Origin of the sequence: Bartonella sp. W8167, from assembly GCF_016100335.1 — a bacterium.
Classification (GTDB): Bacteria; Pseudomonadota; Alphaproteobacteria; order Rhizobiales; family Rhizobiaceae; genus Bartonella; species Bartonella apis.
On the sequence record NZ_JACFSQ010000001.1, the window covers coordinates 768,391 to 788,714 of the forward strand.

Here is a 20,324-nt window from a genome sequence, read left to right on the forward strand (position 1 = left end):
ACTTGTCACGGAAAAACCAAATAGTCAGACATCTTCCGCAATCAATTTATGAAGTTTATAAAGAACATTAATCACAAATTGTTTTTTATCCAGATTAAATGCTTCTGTTTTTGCGATCTCGTCGGCAATATTCTTCCAAGCATCGGCATAGCGGTTACTTAGCAACGAATTCCCGCCAAGGCCTGCTTTCATCGCTTTTGATGAGATAATAGAAAGCAAATTATCGCAAAACTGGTGAAATTGAATGATAGCGTCGCGCCCCGATAAGGCTTGCGCAATTGTCTGAGCTTTAACGACATCAAAGACCGACCCATTCAATAGTTCCCGTTGAACACGGATAATTTCCATTCCGCCATAACATATCAATAGAGCTGCTTTTCTGACACTTCCCTCGGATTCTGCTATGATTGCGTCCAATTCAGATGTCTGTGGTAACTGGTTTACCAGAATATGATGGAGCGCTTTTTCCATATTATCGTAATCAAGTGGACGAAATTTGATTAAGTGACAACGCGAGCGGATTGTTGGCAATAAACGTCCCGACGAATTCGATATAAGGATAAAAAGTGTTTTTTCCGGTGGTTCTTCAAGGGTTTTCAAAACGCCGTTTGCGGCAGCTCTATTCATATCATCAGCGGTATCGATGATCACGACTCGCCAGCCACCATTATAGGAGGTTTGACCTAAAAACCGGTTGATTTCTCTTATATCGTCAATCGTTATACCGGTATTGAAGCGTTCTGTTTTATTATCATATCGCCTTGAAATATGGATAACGGAAGGATGACTGCCTTGAGCAATTTGCCGCCAAATCGGCGAGCTATCATCGGGTGCTATAAAATCTCCGGAAGCCGAGGAAAGAATATTCCATGTTAGATGGTAAGCTAATGTTGCCTTTCCGATACCAAGCGGGCCTTCAAACAACAGGGCGTGATGGAGACGCCCCTCTTTGCGCATGCTGCCGAGCGAGCTTATTACGCCATTATGACCAAAAATATGTGTGTTTTGCGAAGGGCGGATAACGCCATCAATGTCATCATATTGTCTTGGCGTTTCAAGTTCTGGCATCTTTTTTCCTGTCCAAAAAAAGCAAAGTTATATTTTCTATTTTTTTCGCGATGTCATTAATATCCCGGGTTGCATCGATAACATAACATCTTTGCGGTTCTGCTTCCGCTATTTTGAGGAAGGCTTGCCGACGCGCTTCTTGAACTGCAAGAGCGTCTTTTTCAAAACGGTCCACTTTTACGGCCTTTCCACGCCGCTTATTTGCCCTTTCCATACCCGCTTTTGCGGGTAAATCCAGTATAAAAGTGATATCGGGCATATGCCCATGAATTGCCGATTTCTCGAGTATCTTGAGATATTGATTGATATTCTCGCCATTTGCCCCCTGATAAACTCTCGTCGAATCAATGAACCGGTCACACAGGACAATTTTTCCTTCTTTTAATGCCGGTTCGATGACTTCGTTCACATGATCAATGCGTGCGGCGGCAAAAAGTGTAGCTTCGAAAAGTTTACCGGCTTTTAAAGCGCTTCCCGAAAGAAGGACATGCCTTATCGCCTCACCACCTTCAGTTCCACCGGGTTCACGGGTAACAACCACGTCATAACCCTTTTGTTTAAGGAATTGTCCTAATATATTGATTTGAGTAGACTTTCCAGCACCCTCTCCACCCTCGAATGTAAAAAAATAGCCACTCACAATGAAATCCTGAACGTCATCAATAATAATCAAATATATTTTCTTAGCCAACCGATTGTCAGTTCATATAAGGCATCTTTGGCTTTTCCGACAAGTCCTGTCTCATGAACTTCATCAGCAGTAAAAACCGGCTTTTCCAGAAGAACGGTTTTATTCGCCAATATTTGTAATTTACCGACTTCAACATTAGGCGATATAGGCGCGTCCAGTGGTCCATGATAAATGATCCTGGCCGATATGACCGGTTTTTTTTCGACATTCATCAAAATGTCGACAGGCTCCTTGACCGAAAGCGGGACAACCGGCTTCACGCCGCCAAAAACACGTGCGTAACCAACAATTACATCTTTCGGAAAAACCTGTTTGAATTCGAATGCATTCATTCCCCAATTCAATAATTTTGCTGCTTCAATCGGCCGATCCTTTTCTTTTTTAATGCCGTTTAAAACTAAAAAAAGTTGTCTGTTATTATTCTGTATAACTACCGAAGTCGAGAATCCTGAACTGTCGCTATAGGCATTTGCCAAACCTTGAGCACCGATATCCATTGCAAAAAACGGATTTTTATTACGTTGGGTAATCTTGCTCCAGGTTATTTCCGGTTCGGAATAAATTTTGAAATATTTCGGATAATGCGTCGCGATATATCGCGACAAACAGATAACATCGCTCGCGGTGGTGTATTGTCCATTTTGCGGCAATCCGGTTGCATTGACAAAATGGCTTGAGTTCAGCCCCAATTCCTTGGCGCGTTCATTCATAAGATCCGCAAATTTTTCTTCACTACCGGAAATACCTTCAGCCAAGGCAATTGCTGCGTCATTTCCGTTTGCAACAATCATGCCGCGCAGGAGATCAAGAACACTGATATCGCTATTTACTGGCGCAAACATTGTATTTGTCCGCGATGGTGCACCGCCAGTCCGCCATGCATTAACACTGATATGAAAAAGTTGGTCTTCATGTAACGCACCACTCTCGAGCAAATGAAAAACCACTTCCGCAGTCATCAACTTGGTGAGAGACGCCGGTTCAAACTTTGTTCGCGAATTTTTCTGATAAAGTATCGAACCCGTTTCACCATCAATCATCATGGCCTGAGTAGCTGAAACCTCAAAATTCTGGGCGAATGATTGTGTTGTTACACCGCCTAAAACAATGAACAACAAAAGATGAATGATGGTTGAGCGCATATTTGATCTCCGTGGCCTGTTTTCAGCACAAACCACTCGCTCACTCAAGTGCTTAACGTTCACTACCAATACTAAAAGCTTCGCTTACACCCGTTGCCCACGCAATTTCCAATGCCCGTTCAGTTTTGCGTTCAAAATTTCCGGAGGGATTTTCTTGGACTGTTATTACTTTCGCGGAATTGGAAGCCACATTTCCTGTTCTGGCTGCAGCGTTCACGTCATTAGCAGATTTCGGTTTTGCTGTTTTAGTCGAAACTTTGTTCGTTGAACGAGATGCATTTTCGGACGAATTAGCGTTGTTTGACGGCGTCAAAATGCTATTGAAAACGACAGCCTTGCCATCGGTTGAAGTTTCGCCGGCAAAAGCCAACAGTTGAGAGTTGTCAGGTTTAAAAGCAGGCAGAGGGCCAACATCAGGCAATTTCGGATAAGTTACACCAATCATTGCCGGATTATTCAACCCTGAATAATTGGGCGACGTCATATCCTGCATTGTATTTTCGGGAACCGGAGAAGTCAGGCTCACGCCTGCCATTGCAAGCAGAGTATCGGGAGTAATATTGCCGGGCTTATAAGATGCCAAAAGGAATTCGCTATCGTGCCCTTCAATTGGTGCCCGACCGACATATTCGACCTTAACATCTGCTAGACCGTCATCTTTATAGTCAAGCATTGTTGCTGCTTGTTGCGATAGATCAATAACTCGGTCGGCGGCGAATGGCCCTCTATCATTGACGCGAACGATGATTGACGAGCCGTTTTCCAGATTGGTGACACGTGCATAGCTTGGTAAAGGCATTGTCGGGTGGGCTGCGGTGAGATTGTGCATATCATAAACTTCACCATTTGCAGTCAAACGGCCGTTAAAAGCTGCACCATACCAGGATGCACGGCCTACTTTTTTATATGCTCTTTCGGATGGAGAAAGATAAGCAACTTCGTTGTTCTTGGTGCTTTCAACATTGTTAGCCTGCCGAGAGGCGCCATTTTTTTTATGATGATTTACAACCGGTTTTGCAGTCGGAACGACCGAATACACCTTTTCCTGATCACTCACTGTTTTTACGGGTGTTGCACTGGCAACATCTTTCGCATGATTGGCACACGCTGCGAGCATCATTGTAGATAATGAAACGAAAATTCCACGAACAAGCAATTGGCAACTGTTCTTTTTGTTCTTTTCAAATTCTAACGACATTCAACGTTCCGTTCAGTAAAGCCGCCGTTAAGCTATCCGAAACAGGCAAATTCCAAGCTAAACTCGGGATGCCGTTTCCTGCTTTTTTAAAAGGCGAAAACCATTTCCTGCGGAGCAATTAACATATCTTTAATAATTGTTTAAGAAGTGTATACGGGCAATCGCCATGTTTCTTAAAATATCGTTAACGACAAAAACAAACCAAGGAGTCGTGGTTCCAGCTATTTTGCCTTCAAACGCTGCGTCGAACTTGATGCCTGAAAATTCGTCCGCCTATTTACCATTAGGGGGACGGTAGAAACTAAAAGAAATAGATTGAGCGAACCGGCCTTAATGTAAAAGACGAAATCATAAGTTTATCAGAAATGCTGTTAGGTTACGCTAAAAGACAAGCCTGTTACGCGATCAACCCAATTTTGCAACAAATCCAAACATAAATTTCTGAGAAATTTTACCGCCCTGATTTAGCGGCGCGGTTATCTTCGTTTGCTTGACCATGATTGCGCAGGCTACAGGTCAAACAAAGCAATGAAGTTTGCGGCTATATGCGCTTTGAACGAAAAGCCCTCGACAAAAGTGTTTAAAAACACGATGTATGGAGATGCTGATTAACAAATTTTGAAGTGGTGAGCGCGCAGGGATTCGAACCCTGGACCTACTGATTAAAAGTCAGTTGCTCTACCGGCTGAGCTACGCGCTCTTCCATTAAGGTAACTACCTGATGAAAGTGGGCGGAACATACGGGCGAGATCGCGTCAGGTCAACACCTTTTAGCAAAAAAATTTTTCTCGTTACAAATTTTTGCGGTTTTTCAAGGTCATTATTCTTACTCTAATGGGAAAATGCGGTCCGGTTGTGGTAATGAACCTCGCCAGAGAACTTTTAGGTCGGAGGTTGTTCATTACTGGTCACATTTAAGGGATGTTTATTGCCCGATGCGGGAACAAAATAAACGTTTTCCCATTATCTTGTTATGCATTACCAGACGGAAATTTTTCGACATAAATTTTTCGTTTTTCGATTCCTAAGCTGTTGTTTTACACCGCTATTGTTAGTGAAAACACCTATGTGCTGGAAGTGGGAGATGAATGTGTTTGCGAATCACTAACGTGAAAAAATACCGTTGGCGGAGTTTATGGTGCTCATATCGTTGTAATACCGGGTTTGAACTCCTGCATGCGCGAAAAAGCCATGCCTATAAGCTTGAAATAGGCAATTAAATGGGATTACAAGGCAAAATCAATTTTTGGAAAATTTAGGAGCTTGGTATGTCGCTTCCGGATAAAGCTTTCCCCGTGAGTTGGGATCAATTTCATAGAGACGCCCGTGCGCTGGCTTGGCGCATTGCAGACCAGAAAAAAGAATGGCGCTCGATGGTTGCTATTACACGCGGTGGATTGGTCCCTGCTGCCATTATTTGTCGTGAGCTCGGCATTCGACTTATTGAAACTGTCTGCATTGCTTCTTATCACGATTATCGCCACCAGTCTGAAATGCAAATTCTCAAAGGCATTAGTGATAATGTCAAAGTCAATGACGGCGAAGGTGTTCTGGTTGTAGACGACCTTACCGATACCGGAAAAACTGCGCAAATTGTCCGCAACATGATACCGAAGGCACATTTCGCTACGGTTTATGCAAAGCCCAAGGGGCGTGCGTTAATCGATACATTTGTAACCGAAGTCAGTCAGGACACATGGATCTATTTCCCATGGGATATGGGATATGCTTTTCAAAAACCGATTGCCGATTCACATGCGGGTTGACGCGACCTATAACGGTTTTGAAGGTTGAACCGCCTCTCCTTCGGTTCATTTTTTAATTTATTCACACGATCGAATTAAAATGAGCAGGCTTCAGGATTTGATTATCTTGAAGCCTTTCCTATTTTTTAAATAAAAATACATTAAACAACAATTCATCAAGACGGCGTTTCCGCAAAGAGAATGCGCCACTCAAGCGGTATTATCTTGAAACCCGATTATAGTTTTTGGCTTCATTCGCCATTTTTAAAGCCGTCCAGCTTAAAAGCCCGAATTTTTCGCTTTCGATATCGACATCACGTCTAACTTGAGAATGATGTTGCTATAGCATTGTTGTTCACAAGACGGAAAACCGGATCGGATAGCTTTTATAGCTGAGAAATCAACCTGATTGTCAGCGCGAAAACCGGGCCAAGCGCCCTTTGAGGTTTTGCGGCAAACGCGAATTGATTATTTTTTGATTGAATAAACCGAATTCTTCAATTTCAGGCAAAATAAAAGGCCGCAAGCGGCCTTCTATTATTTGAATACTGATTGAAGCATCAATTGCCGGACTTGGCTTTTTCCTGTTCGGCTCGCATCTTGTCTTCAAACTGCTTTTCCTTGGCTTGGACAGCTTTTTGAAGCTTCATTTGCTCGGCTTCAAAATCTTTTTCTTGCATACCCGGACCGGTATAAGCAGCACTGAAACCGTCGAGCGAAATTTCAATCGGGTTAGGAGTGCCGCGGAAGTTAATGGTTGTTACCACCAATTTCTGACCTGTCTTCATAGCATTGATGAGTTTATCGTCGAATGTATCATTGGCAATGCAGCTCGGGCCGTTGCAGATAACATAAGGTATCTTTTTCACAGGGCCATCACCGACCTGAATGTGAACGCCTTCAGGAATAAAACGGCCTGTCGGCACCTGAATACCGATACGCTTTTCATTTTGCTTTCCTTTGACTTCAACCAAATTCACAGCCGTCAGCGGTTGTCCGGTGTTGGAAACAACGGTATTCATTGTGTTACAAACATCAACATCCTGTTGCTTGCTGCAAACCTTATACCACCCCTGAGGCATGCCCTGAGCATTGGCGGTGCTATGTGACGCAACGAGTAGAGCAGCAGCGCCAGCCAATGCGGAAATAGCAGCGTAGGTTCTTTTATGGGACATGATCAGGCAAATCCTTTCAATGCGCAAAAAAATAATCCCGAAAGGTAAATATCAACCTCTATAATGACAGCTCTACGCAGAATTAGGGCAACAGGATGACGTTTCCTTCCTTTACAGCCGCATTTACACAAGATTAATCAAAAAATCCAGCGTTAGAAGCGAACAAAATATAAATTGCACCGATCTTTGTGTTTTTCCAATCACACTCCATTTAATGAATAGCGGTTAAAAATGGCAATTTTTCGTATAATTGATTATAAATCTCCCCCAACTACTCGCTGGCAGGTTAAAACCGGGCGAATCGGAAATATTTGGCTTCCAAGGGTTTCAAATGAACATTGTCTACAAACTCTTTTTGTTTTTCATGATTCTTTGTTCGAGTTTTGGACAATTTTGTCAGGCAAACGAAACCGGAATCGCGATGCACGGATCGCCGGCTCTAGGTGCCGGCTTTGACCACTTCCCCTATGCCAATCCCGATGCTCCTAAAGGTGGCAAGATCACTTACGGTGTGGTTGGCACATTTGACGGACTTAATCCCTTCGTTATTCGCAGTTTCCGGACAACCGCGCGCGGTTTGTTCGCCGATGAACAGTTTGGCGGGCTCGTTTATGAAAGCTTGATGGTTCGCACGCGTGATGAACCATTTACGCTCTACGGTTTAATAGCTGATAACGTTATATTGAATGACGATCGTACCGAAATAACATTCCATCTCAACCCAAAGGCCAGATTTTCTGACGGTAAAGCAATTACGGCTGATGATGTTTTATTTACAGTCGATCTTTTAAAAAATAAGGGGCGACCGCCTTTCGACCGTTATATGAAGCGCATCGAACATATTGAAAGGCTCAACGAGCAGACAGTAAAAATGGAATTTCCACATTCGAAAGATCGTGAATTTCCTTTTATTCTGGCAAGCAGCATGCCAGTTCTTCCAAAACATGCAATCGACGTGCAAAATTTCGAGAAAAATGGCCTTACCCCTATTCCAGGAAGTGGCCCCTATATTATCTCGCATATTGATGCAGGCGAACGCATCATTTACGAACGTGACCCCAATTATTGGGGGAAAGATTTGCCGGTAAATCGCGGTTTAAATAACTTTGATACAGTGCAGATCGAATATTTCCGTAATGACAACACCCGTTTCGAGGCTTTCAAAAAGGGAATTTTGGACGTTTTTCTTGAAGAACCGGCCAATCCCAACCGTTGGCGTTTATCCTACAATTTTCCGGCTGTGCGTCATGGCGATGTTATCAAAGAAAGTTTTAAAAAAGGAACACCGGCCGATATGATTGGCTTCGTGTTCAATACCAGAAAGCCGATTTTTAAAGATAGAAAGGTAAGGCAGGCACTTTCGCTTGTGTTCGACTTTGAATGGGTCAATCATAATCTCTTTAACGATGTCTATAGCCGCACGGAAGGTTTCTGGTGTGGGTCGACTCTTTCTGCCGTTGGACGGCCCGCGTCAGACAAAGAAAAACAACTTTTAAGTCCCTACCCTGACGCCGTTTTACCCGAGGTCATGGACGGCACGTGGCATAATATAAAAACCGACGGTTCCGGCATTGATCGGGCCTCTGCAGAAAAAGCCTGGCAATTATTGCGGGAAGCGGGCTATAAACTGCAAAATCGGCGAGCAATTGGCCCGGACGGTCAACCGCTTCACTTTGAAATTATGACCCAATCATTGGAAGAAGAAAAAATCGCACTCGCCTATCAACGTTCACTGGTGAGAATTGGCGTCGGGGTGGACGTGCGAACGGTTGATGACACGCAATATCAAAACCGGTTAACGTCTTTTGATTACGACATGATCGTCGGAAAATTAAAAGCGTCGCTCTCGCCCGGTAATGAGCAGCTTAATCGTTGGGGCTCTTCTTCCCGCGACCTTGAAGGTAGTTTCAATTTTGCAGGAACATCCGATCCGGCAATTGATGCCATGATTTCAGCATTGCTTGATGCCCGCTCGAATGAAGATTTTACAGCAGCCGTCAGAGCTCTTGATCGTGTACTCATCTCGGGGAGTTACTATCTTCCGCTTTATCATTTACCTGACCAATGGGTTGCACATTGGTCACGTATAGAATATCCGGCCTATACTCCGCTTTATGGATATCGCTTGCCGGCCTGGTGGCACCGCTAAAGGAAAAATACCGTGAGTTCTCCAGTAATTTATATCAATATGATTTCGGATCTTGTTTGCCCTTGGTGTTTCATTGGACGCAAGAGGCTTTTCAAAGCAATAGCAGCACTACCAGAAATTACGATAAAACTTTCATGGACGCCGTTCCAGCTTTACCCAAATATGAAGTCGGAAGGCATTCCCTATCCAATTCATATGAAGAAAGTTCTAGGCAACCAGAATGCAATTGACGAAACCGAGCGCACGTTAATTGACCTTGGTAAACAGGAAGATATCGAATTCGATTTTGCTGCTATCAAAACAGAGCCCAACTCTCTTGATGCCCACCGCGTGGTCTATTGGGCTTCGCAGGATAAAGCAGGTATGCAGGACAAGCTCATTGACGAACTTTTTTCCCGTTTTTTTGAACAAGGCCAGAATATTGGTGATCATACTGTATTAATTGATGCCGCAAAAAGCGTGGGAATGCGCTCCGACGTTGTCGAAAAATTGCTTGAGACGAACATTGATAAAGACACCATCAAACAGGACAGCGCCCATTCCTATTATATCGGGGTGCGTGGTGTGCCATCATTTATTATTGACAAAAAATATGTGGTTATGGGTGCGCAACCAACCGAGGTTTTAATCGACACGATCGAACAAATTGCTGACGGCTATGAACCGGGAGCAAGCGAAGATCGTTAAAACAGGTTTCAGTTGTAATCCCGCAATTCGTTTTAATTAAAATAAAATTCAAAAACGTTTTAATGCGGGATCAACAGCACCGTTAAATCGCGATAGAAACAGCTTACGAATGAAGACGTAAAGCCTATTTCGTTGCGCCTTCTTTTGAAAGTTTTACGAGTTGTGTCATGACTGTTGCAGCACCATTCAAACGCTGATCGGCATTCGGCCAATCACGAATAAAGACCACGCTTTGGTCAGGACGTATTTTGGCCATGCTTCCTTGCTCGCCAATCCATTTGATGAGTCCGACACCATTGGCAAAGTTGTTTTCTCTGAACTGGATAACAACGCCTTTAGGACCAGCATCCAACTTTTCAACATTGGCTTGCCGACATAGAGCCTTGATATAAACGACTTTGAGCAAGTGCTGTACAGGAACAGGCAAGGGACCAAATCTGTCGATCAATTCAGCACCAAACGCATCAATGTCGCCCAAATCTTCAATTTCTGCGAGCCGGCGATAGAGCGAAAGGCGCAATGGAAGGTCGGGAACATAATTATCCGGTATCATAACCGCTGTTCCAACCGAAATCTGCGGCGACCATTGGCTTTCATTCACAGCCGTACCGTCTTTCAATTCGGCAACCGCTTCTTCCAACATCTGTTGATAAAGTTCGAAACCGACTTCTTTGATATGCCCTGATTGCTCTTCGCCAAGGAGGTTGCCGGCACCCCTTATATCCATGTCGTGACTTGCAAGCTGGAATCCGGCCCCAAGGCTATCGAGGGATTGCAATACTTTGAGGCGACGATCCGCTCCCGGTGTCAAAACCTTCTGGTTAGGAAGCGTAAACAATGCATAAGCTCTCTGTTTGGAGCGCCCTACCCGCCCGCGCAATTGATAAAGAGCAGCAAGACCGAACATATCCGCGCGATGAACAATCAATGTATTGGCCGAAGGAATATCGAGACCGGATTCAACAATACTGGTTGAAAGTAACACGTCATATTGCCCATCATAAAAGGCATTCATGATATCATCAAGTTGGCCCGGCGGCATCTGACCGTGAGCAGCTGTGACCTTCAGTTCGGGAACATGATTGCCAAGAAACTCCTGAACATCTTTCAAATCCGATATTCGCGGACAAACATAGAAACTTTGTCCACCGCGATAATGTTCACGCATCAATGTTTCACGCACGATCAGGGGATCAAACGGCGAAACAAAGGTTCTCACTGCCATACGATCAACCGGTGGCGTTGTAATAAGGGATAATTCTCTGACACCGGTCAAAGCCAATTGCAAGGTCCGTGGAATCGGGGTAGCTGAGAGGGTAAGCACATGAATATCGGTTTTCAGCTCTTTCAGACGTTCTTTCTGTTTAACGCCAAAGTTTTGTTCCTCGTCGACAACCAACAAGCCAAGTCGTGAAAACTGCATTGTCGACCCAAGAAGTGCGTGCGTACCAATAACGATATCGATTGTACCTTCACGCACACCATTTTTAACGGCTGCAAGTTCTTTGGCTCCGACAAGCCGCGATGCTTGTCCGATTTTTACCGGCAATCCCTGAAAGCGGGCTTGAAATGTTTTAAAGTGCTGACGTGCCAAAAGCGTTGTCGGCACCACAACGGCGACCTGATAGCCATTTAACGCAGCGACAAATGCAGCTCGAATTGCAACTTCTGTCTTACCAAAACCAACATCACCGCAGATCAGCCGATCCATCGGTTTTCCCGCCGCAAGATCGCCAAGAACCGCATCAATAGCGCGCAATTGGTCATCCGTTTCATCGTAAGGGAAACGGGCAACAAATTCATCGTAGCTACCGGTCGGAGGTACAAGAACGGGGGCATTACGCATCTCGCGCTCGGCCGCAATGTGAATAAGATGGCTGGCGATTTCAAGCAAACGTTTTTTAAGTTTCGCTTTTCGCGCCTGCCACGCAACGCCACCTAGTTTATCAAGAACAACATTCGTACCTTCACCGCCATAGCGTGACAAAAGTTCGATATTTTCGACGGGAAGAAAAAGCCGGTCTTCATCGGCATAATGAATTTCCAAACAATCTCTGGGCACTCCGGCTGCTGTGATTGTCTTCAAACCGACAAAACGACCAATACCGTGATCGACGTGAACAACGATATCACCGCTGTTCAATGTGGTCATATCCGAAATGAAATCGGCATTACGCTTGCGCCGCCGTGCAGACCGCACAAGTCGGTCACCCAATATATCCTGTTCGGCAACAACAACCAGATCGTCGGCAACAAATCCGTGCTCGATTGTTACGACTGCTGCTGTGATATGATCGCGTGGTGTGACTTTTACGGAATGAAGAGATGTAACCTTTTCTATTCCTTTTAGACCATGTTCATCAAGCACCTGTATCAGGCGTTCCAAGGATCCTTCGCTCCAACCGGTAAGGAGCACCTTGTGGCCTTTTGAACGGAGTTCCGCAACATGATCGACAACGCTTTCAAATAAATTCTTGTTTTCCGACGTGCGTTCTTCAACAAAATCCCGCCCTATTGTGACATTGCTATGAAGTACCAGATGCCCTGACGACTCCGGTTTGTTAAACGGCGTAAGGTCAATCCGATGCTTAACTTTTTCGGATAATGAAGCAATATCTTCGGGGGTTAGATAGAGCTCTTCGGGTTTTACCGGATTATAGGGTGTGGAAGAATCTTTAGAATCGTGTTGTTCCAAGCGGGCCTGATAATAATCTTCAATGAGTTTATTCCGTTCTATCATTGCCTCTTCGGCAAGATGATCAAACACGACCGGAATATCACCGATATAATCAAAAATCGTATCAAGATGATCGTAAAAAAGTGGCAGCCAATGTTCCATTCCGGAAAATCTCCGGCCCTCCGAAATTGCTTCATAAAGTGCATCATTCGGACTGGCGGCACCGAAAGATCTGATATAATTCGAGCGGAATTTGCTGATTAATTCGGGCGTCAAAGTTATCTCGCTCATCGGCTCCAGCGAGAATTCTTTAAGCGTTTTTGTTGTTCTTTGGCTTGCCGAATCAAATGCTCGCACTGTTTCAAGCGTATCACCAAAAAAATCTAGCCGTACAGGCGCGTCACTTCCCGGTGCAAACAAATCAACAATTCCACCTCTTACAGCAAAATCGCCAATTTCGCGTACTGTTGACACACGTTCGAAACCGTTATGCTCAAGGTGATGAACGAGTTTATCCATATCAAGGTTTTGGCCTGGTCTCGCGGTAATTGACTGGCCTTCAACCATTGAATGCGGAGGCAGCTTCTGCATAATCGCATTGGCTGTTGTCAGGATAATTGCCGGATGCGGATTTCTGAATAGAGCTGAAATATTAGCCAGGGCTGACATCCGCTTTGCCGAAATTGCGGGATTTGGCGAAACACGATCATAGGGGAGGCAATCCCATGACGGCAGCTGCACCACCGGCATCTGTGGCTCGATAAAACTTAAAGCATGCGTCAGATCATCAAGTTTCTGCCCGTCGCGCGCAATATAAAGAATTGGCCCCTTTTTGCCGATTTCAGCCGCTATTTTATATATCGCAAATGGTTCGTATCCGGAGACGACGCCATCAAAACTCAGATATTGTGGTAAATTTTCAGTAGCGAAGTTTTTTTTGAATATCGACATAACTTAAGCGTTAAAATCCATGCGCGTGCGGTAATCCAGAATATCGCGAAAAAGCGGCGAATCCACATCATAAGGTACCGGCACTTCACCTGTTACCCAAGTCAATAAATCCCTGTCTTCAAAGGACATAATATATTCAAGCTCATCCATGGCTTTTTCGTCCAACTTCATAATATGGGCATCAACATATTGTCCGAAAACCAGATCCATTTCCCGGATTCCGCGATGCCACGCACGAAACACAAGCCGGCGTTGCCTTGCGTTCAGCTTACTGTTATCGACTTTCGAGCCTGTCATCGCATCCTCCGGTTCAACATGATATGGAAGCTTGTTCTATATTACGCTAGAGATCAGCTTTCAATAATTCGTTGTTTGACAATAGTCCAAATATGTAAACATGTATATGAAGACGTCATTTCAAAAGACGTTGAATATGAATTGAGTCTTTGAATGATGGAAAAAAGCCACTGGCGTCTTTTCAAACAAGGTGTCGTTGCCTGCATTCCGACATTGCTCGGATATTGGGCGATTGGTTTTGCTTGCGGTGCAATTGGCGCGGTTTCCGGCTTTACGATTTTACAGATTTTCTGTTTGAGCACATTTGTCTACGCAGGGTCTGCGCAATTTCTGTTTTATTCAATGGCTTCCACAGGAGCCGGACTGGTGCAAATCGCATTAGGTGTTTTATTCATCAATATGCGTTATCTTTTAATCAACACCTATATGGCGCAATATTTCTCTCATGCCAATCGACTTGAAAAGCTTGTCGGCGGTTTTCTGATGACCGACGAAACCTTTGGCGTTGCGTCACAATATGCCCGAACTCACGGTAATATTCTTCCATTTTCATGGTTATTCGGACTTAATATCACAGCATGGTTGAGCTGGATTGCTGCAACACTTGTCGGAACCATATTTGCGGCATCGCTACCCGATTGGTTAAAAGACACCTTGAGTTTCAGCCTCGTCGGTATGTTTGTCGGTCTTCTATTGCTTGGGTGGTATGCTAGTCAGACCAAAAAAATTGATATTGTTGTGATTATCGTCGCAATGGCAATTGTTACTTTTTCACATGGTATAATTGCGGCAAATCCATCGTCAATCTTAGCCACTCTCATTGCTGCAACTATTGGTATGTTTATGCTTCTCAAGTCGGGGAGTAACAAGATATAATGATGGAACATATCGGATTGGGCATTGCAGTTGCAACAGCGGTTACAGCACTGATTAAAATCGTACCGATCATGGCGTTGGCTCACAGGCCATTTCCACGACTTTTTCGTTATTGGCTGAATTTCGTTCCAGCTGCTGTGCTATCGGCAATCATCGTTACTGAAATTCTTGAAAAACCGGAAACAACCAACTTCGGCATTTCGGTTGCGCTTTTAAGTACAATTGTTTCGCTTATTGCAGGTATGGTGACGCGAAGCCTTTTTGTGACAGTTGTCGTCAGTATATTCGCCTATCTGCTATTCCAGAATGTATAGGATATGCATCAATTTCCGAATTATTTTAGTTATCCGGTATTGCTTTTCTCCCTTTTTAAGGAAGCTCGATAATTTTTCCGCCCTTCAGCGTGATACGCCGATCCATTTGCTTTGCAAGTGACAGATTGTGCGTCGCAATAAGGGCTGCCAACCCCGATTGACGAACCAAAGCAGCCAGTGCCTGAAAAACATATGCCGACGTGACAGGATCCAGATTACCCGTTGGTTCATCTGCCAAGAGAATTGACGGTGCGTTGGCAACCGCACGGGCAATGGCCACACGTTGTTGCTCGCCACCGGAAAGTTCTGATGGGCGATGTTTGGCGCGATGGCCGACCCTCAGGTAAGTCAGCAACTTCAATCCTCGATCGGCAGCCTCAGAACGCTTAAGTCCGGCGATCATCTGTGGTATCATCACATTTTCCAGAGCCGTAAATTCCGGCAACAAATGATGGAACTGATAAACAAAACCGATATCGTTGCGACGTATCGCCGTACGGTCGTTATCAGATAAATTGGAACAGGAATGCCCGCGTAAAACGACGTCGCCGCCATTTGGACGTTCAAGAAGTCCGGCAATATGTAGCAAAGTGGATTTACCGGCACCGGATGGAGCTACAAGGGCAACAGTCTGTCCCTGTTCAAGTGAAAAGTTGGCTTTATCAAGAATAACCAGAGGCCTATCACTATCGAGATAACGTCGGTCAATGTTCACAAGTTGCAACAGCGAGGCCATTATTCGTACCTCAAAGCTTGCACCGGATCGAGCTTTGCAGCACGCCAAGCCGGTATTAACGTTGCTAGAAAGGATAGGAAAAGCGCCATGAATACAACCATCAACGTTTGTCCCCATTCCAGACGCGCCGGTAGTTTTGTCAGGAAATAAAGCTGCGGGTTGAAGACATCGACATTAAACAGCCAAGACACAAAATCCTGAATATGGCCGATATTCTCGCATGTCAGCACACCTAACAGAAGTCCGAAGATTGTTCCTATCACTCCAATGACCATGCCCGTCATGATAAATATGCGCATGACGGCGCTCTGTTTTGCTCCCATAGTCCTCAAAATAGCAATATCGTGCCCCTTGTCCTTGACCAACATGATGAGACCCGAAATGATATTCAACGCCGCAACAAGAACAATCAACGATAGGATAAAGAACATAACATTGCGTTCAACTTGCAATGCCGAAAAAAACGCCTGATTTCTAGACCGCCAATCAATAGAATAAACTTGCCTTCCGACAGTTTTTTCAATTTCCGGTGTTATTGAAGAGACTGCGTCGGGATTATTCAAAAAGATTTCTAAAGATTGCACTTTATTTCCCAAGTTGAAGAAAGCTTGTGCTTCTTTCAATGGCATAAAGACAAAAATGGTATCATATTCCGACATGCCGACATTAAAAATAGCCGAGACTTTATAGGCTTTAACACGCGGATTAACGCCGAAAGGTGTTACATCTCCATCCGGTGTGATAATCCGGATATCACTTCCCACCGAAAGTCCTAGCTTTTCAGCCATGCCACTACCGATTGCAACTCCATCCTGCTTATCAAAGTCTTCCAGACTGCCAAATTTTATATTTTTTGTAACCGTTGTGAGTTTGTCTAGATCCTGCTTGCGTACCCCGCGAACCAATGCACCGGTTCCTCCGGTTGCATCGCCTTGCGCCAGTGCCTGCCCCTCAATCACCGGAAGCGCAAATTTGACTCCGTCAACACCTTCAATACGCGGAATGAGAGTGTTGTAATCGGTAAAATCACTATCGATTGCCTGAATGACAAGGTGGCCATTCATACCCAAAATGCGATCAAGCAATTCGGTTCTGAAACCGTTCATAACGGCCATCACCACGATCAACGCAAAAACACCAAGCATGATACCAATCAGCGATATAATCGATATCACCGATGTAAAGATCTGTTTCTTGTTAGGAAGCATATAGCGAAACGCAATCATCCATTCATAGGACGAAAATCCTAACCGGTTACCACCCTTGGCTCTCGTAGTCATCAAGCCTCCGTTAAGCGTTTCAAAGCCGCATCATACGGAAGAACCTCTTTATGTCCGGTTTTGCGGTCTTTTATTTCGACTTCGTTTTGAGCGGCATTTTTCGGACCAATGATAATTTGTGTCGGTAGTCCGATAAGATCCATTGTTGCAAATTTGGAGCCCGCTCTTTCCTGCGTATCGTCAAGCAAAGGATCAAAACCTGCATTGGTCAATGATGAATAGACTTTCTCACTTAGATTATCGCATTTCGCGTCACCCGGTTTCATATTTATGATACCGAAATCGAAAGGTGACATTGCACGTGGCCAGATGATGCCGTTTTCATCATGCGAAGCTTCAATAGCTGCAGCTACCAATCGTGATGGACCAATTCCATAAGATCCCATTGATACAGGATGTTCTTGACCGTCCGGCCCCATAACTGTGGCGTGCATCGGAAGCGAATATTTGGTACCAAAATGGAAGATATGACCGACTTCAATTCCTCTTGCAGCTATCCGGTCGGACTGAGGGACTTTGGCCCAAAGCTCTTCATTGTGCATTTCGTCGGTTGCGGCATAGGGTGTTGTCCACTTTTTGACAATATCAGCCATAGTGGCATCGTCAGAAAAATCAACATCAGCCGGGGGAACGTCCATATCAAGAAAATGCTTGTCGCAATAAACCGCGCTTTCGCCAGTGTCAGCCAGAATGATAAACTCGTGGCTCAAATTACCACCAATCGGTCCTGTATCCGCACGCATCGGAATTGCTCTCAGCCCTGTGCGGGCGAAGGTGCGTAAATAGGAAACAAACACACGATTATAAGCGGCTTTTGCTCCCTCATAATCAATATCGAAAGAATAGCCATCTTTCATTAGGAATTCGCGAGACCGCATGACCCCGAAACGAGGACGGATTTCATCGCGGAATTTCCATTGGATATGATAAAGATTAAGCGGAAGATTTTTATAGGACTTAACGTGTGCCCTGAAGATATCAGTAATGACTTCCTCGTTGGTCGGGCCATAAAGAAGTTCACGTTCTTGCCTGTCTTTGATGCGCAGCATCTCCAATCCGTAAGCGTCGTAACGACCGCTCTCGCGCCACAAATCAGCCGACTGTATGGTTGGCATCCAGATTTCAAGCGCACCGGCGCGATTTTGTTCTTCGCGAATAATGTTGCAGACTTTATCCAGTACTTTTTTCCCAAGCGGTAGCCAGGCATAGATGCCTGCAGCCTGCTGGCGGATCATACCAGCACGCAACATGAGGCGGTGGGAAGCAATTTCAGCTTCTTTGGGATTTTCTTTCAGTATCGGCAAAAAATAACGAGATAGACGCATCGACTATAAAAATTCCATCTATTGCTCCTCGAATCGGAGCAGATTATCGGTATTTGTTAACCATAGCGGCTAACAACACGCTTGAAAATAGAAACAATCCCGGATCAAGAGCTTTTTGCTAAAAATGTGTTTTCAGGTATCCGCCAACTTGATTATTGTGATTGCGACGACAATCCCTTTAAGGAATATTTCTGATTGCAGTAGAAAATATTACTGCCAGAGCAATTTCTTACACGATTATTATTTGACGAAAAATTTGCCCTTGGATCTCCTTGATTAGAGCATTCACTTCAAGCGATTCATGAAGACTGCGCAAACCGGCTTTTTGCCCCATATTTCGTTTACTTCCGCCCTGATTGCACGCCGTACAGCTTCGCGTAGCAAGTCATCGTCTTTACGCTTGGCTCGCGGAATACTATCGATCGTGGTTTCGATTGTATCCGTGATAATCTCGTCAATGAGATTACCCTCGTCATCTGTTTCAGGTAAACCGAAGCTAACAACTTCAGGTACATCTGCCAAATTGTAGTGCTTATCCAGGAGAAATGATGCTGAAACCTGGCCTACATAACTTAATTTACGACGCTCACTAATGCCAAGTTCGTCTTCATTGCCAATAAGATTTCCATCCTTATAGATTAGACCAACCGGAACTTCATCAATAACTTCCACTGGCTCGGGCGCCAATTTCAACATGTCACCGTTGCGTATTTCAGCTACACGCTTGATACCAACCTGACGGCCCAATGCAGTCTGTGCGGCAAGATGAAGTGCTTCTCCGTGAACGGGAACCAAAATATCCGGTTTCACCCATTCGTACATTTTCTTAAGGTCACTACGCCGCGGATGCCCTGAAACGTGAACGAGGGCGTCGTGATCGGTAATTATTTTTACGCCCATATCGGTCAAGCGATTTTGGGTATCAATAATAGCTCTTTCATTTCCGGGAATACTTCGGGATGAATAGATCACGGTATCACCGGCAGTCAACGCCAGCGAGCGCATTTCATCGCGCGATAATTTTGATAGGGCTGCTCTTTGCTCTCCCTGACTTCCCGTCAGAACCATAACAATTTTATCACGCGGGATATAGGGATAGTCTTCTTCACTGAGAAACGCATCAATGCCGTCAAGATAGCCGAGTTCTTCAGCGACGCTGACGCTGCGTTTTATTGAACGGCCAACCAGCAATACCTGACGTCCTGCCTCTTTGGCTGCGCGCGCTATCGAAAGAATTCTCCCGACATTGGACGAAAATGTCGTAACTGCAACGCGCCCTTTTTCGTTGGAGATTATCTCGGCCAAACTGTTTGAAACATCATGCTCTGTTGGCGAAACACCTTCGCGCATCGCGTTTGTTGAGTCACAAACAAGAGCAAGTACGCCATCATCCCCCAGTTCTCTAAAACGTTTCTCATCAGTCGGTAACCCCAGTGATGGTTCAATATCGATCTTCCAGTCGCCAGTGTGAATAACTGTGCCAAGAGGTGTTTTGATTGCCAACGAAACCGCTTCAGGAATAGAATGCGCGACAGCTATCGCTTCGAGCGAGAACGGCCCAAGTTCAAATTGGTCGCCGGCTTTGAAAATTGTAACCGGCACATCATAGGAACTGTAATCGAGTTCTCGTTTCGTATCTAACAATCCGGCTGTAAATGCCGTGCAGTAGACCGGAATTTTTAATTTCGGCCATAAATCCAATATCGCGCCAAAATGATCTTCATGCCCGTGAGTCACGACTAATCCCAATATATTGGGTCGTTCGTTTTCAAGAAACGTGACGTCCGGCATCACAAGGTCAACACCCGGAAGTTCAGGGCCGCCGAAACTTACGCCAAGATCAACTATCAACCATTGCCGGTTGTCTTCAGGACCGTAGCCATAGACGCCGAGATTCATACCAATCTCGCCTACACCCCCAAGAGGTAAAAAAACCAAATCATTTTTTTTACGCGATGCCATGAGGGACTCCCTGATATCCGGCTTTCCGATATTTATTTATCCGACTTATAG

The 20,324-nt window shown here is 44.8% G+C and carries 16 protein-coding genes and 1 tRNA gene; 5 read left to right on the plus strand and 12 right to left on the minus strand.

The window, feature by feature from the left end:
- Nucleotides 1-24: 24 nt before the first annotated feature.
- The 5 genes from H3V12_RS03075 to H3V12_RS03095 form a co-directional block, all read right to left on the minus strand.
- Complete coding sequence (locus H3V12_RS03075; protein WP_198212730.1) at nt 25-1,068, minus strand: DNA polymerase III subunit delta'; 1,044 nt, start codon at nt 1,066-1,068, stop codon at nt 25-27.
- Nucleotides 1,055-1,708 (minus strand): dTMP kinase, encoded by a 654-nt coding sequence (gene tmk, locus H3V12_RS03080; protein WP_198212732.1) that lies wholly within the window; start codon nt 1,706-1,708, stop codon nt 1,055-1,057. The genes H3V12_RS03075 and tmk overlap by 14 nt, the downstream gene beginning before the upstream one ends.
- Nucleotides 1,709-1,737: 29 nt before the next feature.
- A complete protein-coding gene (locus H3V12_RS03085) occupies nt 1,738-2,901 on the minus strand; it encodes a D-alanyl-D-alanine carboxypeptidase family protein (RefSeq protein ID WP_198212734.1) in 1,164 nt (387 codons plus the stop codon).
- Between the two features lie 52 nt (nt 2,902-2,953).
- Complete coding sequence (locus H3V12_RS11255) at nt 2,954-4,099, minus strand: septal ring lytic transglycosylase RlpA family protein (protein ID WP_281432011.1); 1,146 nt, start codon at nt 4,097-4,099, stop codon at nt 2,954-2,956.
- Nucleotides 4,100-4,723: 624 nt separating this feature from the next.
- Nucleotides 4,724-4,799, minus strand: a tRNA-Lys gene (locus H3V12_RS03095).
- Between the two features lie 568 nt (nt 4,800-5,367).
- On the opposite strand from H3V12_RS03095, the gene gpt reads away from it, so the two are divergent.
- A complete protein-coding gene (gpt, locus tag H3V12_RS03100; protein ID WP_075914442.1) occupies nt 5,368-5,865 on the plus strand; it encodes a xanthine phosphoribosyltransferase in 498 nt (165 codons plus the stop codon).
- Nucleotides 5,866-6,404: 539 nt separating this feature from the next.
- Here the strand turns inward: gpt and H3V12_RS03105 are convergent.
- Entirely contained in the window at nt 6,405-7,019 is a 615-nt protein-coding gene (locus H3V12_RS03105; protein ID WP_075870681.1) for an invasion associated locus B family protein, read from the minus strand.
- Nucleotides 7,020-7,440: 421 nt separating this feature from the next.
- Here H3V12_RS03105 and H3V12_RS03110 point away from each other — a divergent pair, with 421 nt between their 5' ends.
- Both H3V12_RS03110 and H3V12_RS03115 read left to right on the plus strand, forming a co-directional pair.
- Complete coding sequence (locus H3V12_RS03110) at nt 7,441-9,168, plus strand: extracellular solute-binding protein (protein WP_198212736.1); 1,728 nt, start codon at nt 7,441-7,443, stop codon at nt 9,166-9,168.
- Between the two features lie 12 nt (nt 9,169-9,180).
- On the plus strand, nt 9,181-9,855 hold the full coding sequence (locus H3V12_RS03115) for a DsbA family oxidoreductase (protein ID WP_198212738.1): 675 nt from the start codon (nt 9,181-9,183) through the stop codon (nt 9,853-9,855).
- A 124-nt stretch (nt 9,856-9,979) separates the two neighbouring features.
- On the opposite strand, the gene mfd is transcribed toward H3V12_RS03115, so the two are convergent.
- Together mfd and H3V12_RS03125 are read right to left on the minus strand one after the other, a co-directional pair.
- Nucleotides 9,980-13,483, minus strand: a complete 3,504-nt coding sequence (gene mfd, locus H3V12_RS03120) for a transcription-repair coupling factor (protein WP_198212740.1) — start codon at nt 13,481-13,483, stop codon at nt 9,980-9,982.
- 3 nt (nt 13,484-13,486) lie between these two features.
- Nucleotides 13,487-13,780, minus strand: a complete 294-nt coding sequence (locus tag H3V12_RS03125) for a succinate dehydrogenase assembly factor 2 (RefSeq protein ID WP_075870685.1) — start codon at nt 13,778-13,780, stop codon at nt 13,487-13,489.
- A gap of 153 nt (nt 13,781-13,933) precedes the next feature.
- Between H3V12_RS03125 and H3V12_RS03130 the strand changes: the two genes are divergently transcribed.
- Both H3V12_RS03130 and H3V12_RS03135 read left to right on the plus strand, forming a co-directional pair.
- Nucleotides 13,934-14,656: an AzlC family ABC transporter permease gene (locus H3V12_RS03130; protein WP_198212741.1), complete on the plus strand. Its 723-nt coding sequence runs from the start codon at nt 13,934-13,936 to the stop codon at nt 14,654-14,656.
- The gene (locus tag H3V12_RS03135) at nt 14,656-14,970 is read left to right on the plus strand and encodes an AzlD domain-containing protein (protein WP_198212743.1); all 315 of its coding nucleotides are present in this window, start codon (nt 14,656-14,658) and stop codon (nt 14,968-14,970) included. Before H3V12_RS03130 ends, H3V12_RS03135 begins: the two co-directional genes overlap by 1 nt.
- Before the next feature lie 55 nt (nt 14,971-15,025).
- Here the strand turns inward: H3V12_RS03135 and H3V12_RS03140 are convergent, their stop codons facing one another.
- The 4 genes from H3V12_RS03140 to H3V12_RS03155 form a co-directional block, all read right to left on the minus strand.
- A complete protein-coding gene (locus tag H3V12_RS03140) occupies nt 15,026-15,706 on the minus strand; it encodes an ABC transporter ATP-binding protein (RefSeq protein ID WP_075870688.1) in 681 nt (226 codons plus the stop codon).
- Nucleotides 15,706-16,986 (minus strand): lipoprotein-releasing ABC transporter permease subunit, encoded by a 1,281-nt coding sequence (locus H3V12_RS03145; protein WP_075870689.1) that lies wholly within the window; start codon nt 16,984-16,986, stop codon nt 15,706-15,708. Before H3V12_RS03145 ends, H3V12_RS03140 begins: the two co-directional genes overlap by 1 nt.
- Nucleotides 16,986-18,311 (minus strand): proline--tRNA ligase, encoded by a 1,326-nt coding sequence (proS, locus tag H3V12_RS03150; RefSeq protein ID WP_198212745.1) that lies wholly within the window; start codon nt 18,309-18,311, stop codon nt 16,986-16,988. Before proS ends, H3V12_RS03145 begins: the two co-directional genes overlap by 1 nt.
- Before the next feature lie 285 nt (nt 18,312-18,596).
- Nucleotides 18,597-20,273: a ribonuclease J gene (locus H3V12_RS03155; RefSeq protein ID WP_198212747.1), complete on the minus strand. Its 1,677-nt coding sequence runs from the start codon at nt 20,271-20,273 to the stop codon at nt 18,597-18,599.
- Nucleotides 20,274-20,324 lie beyond the last annotated feature (51 nt).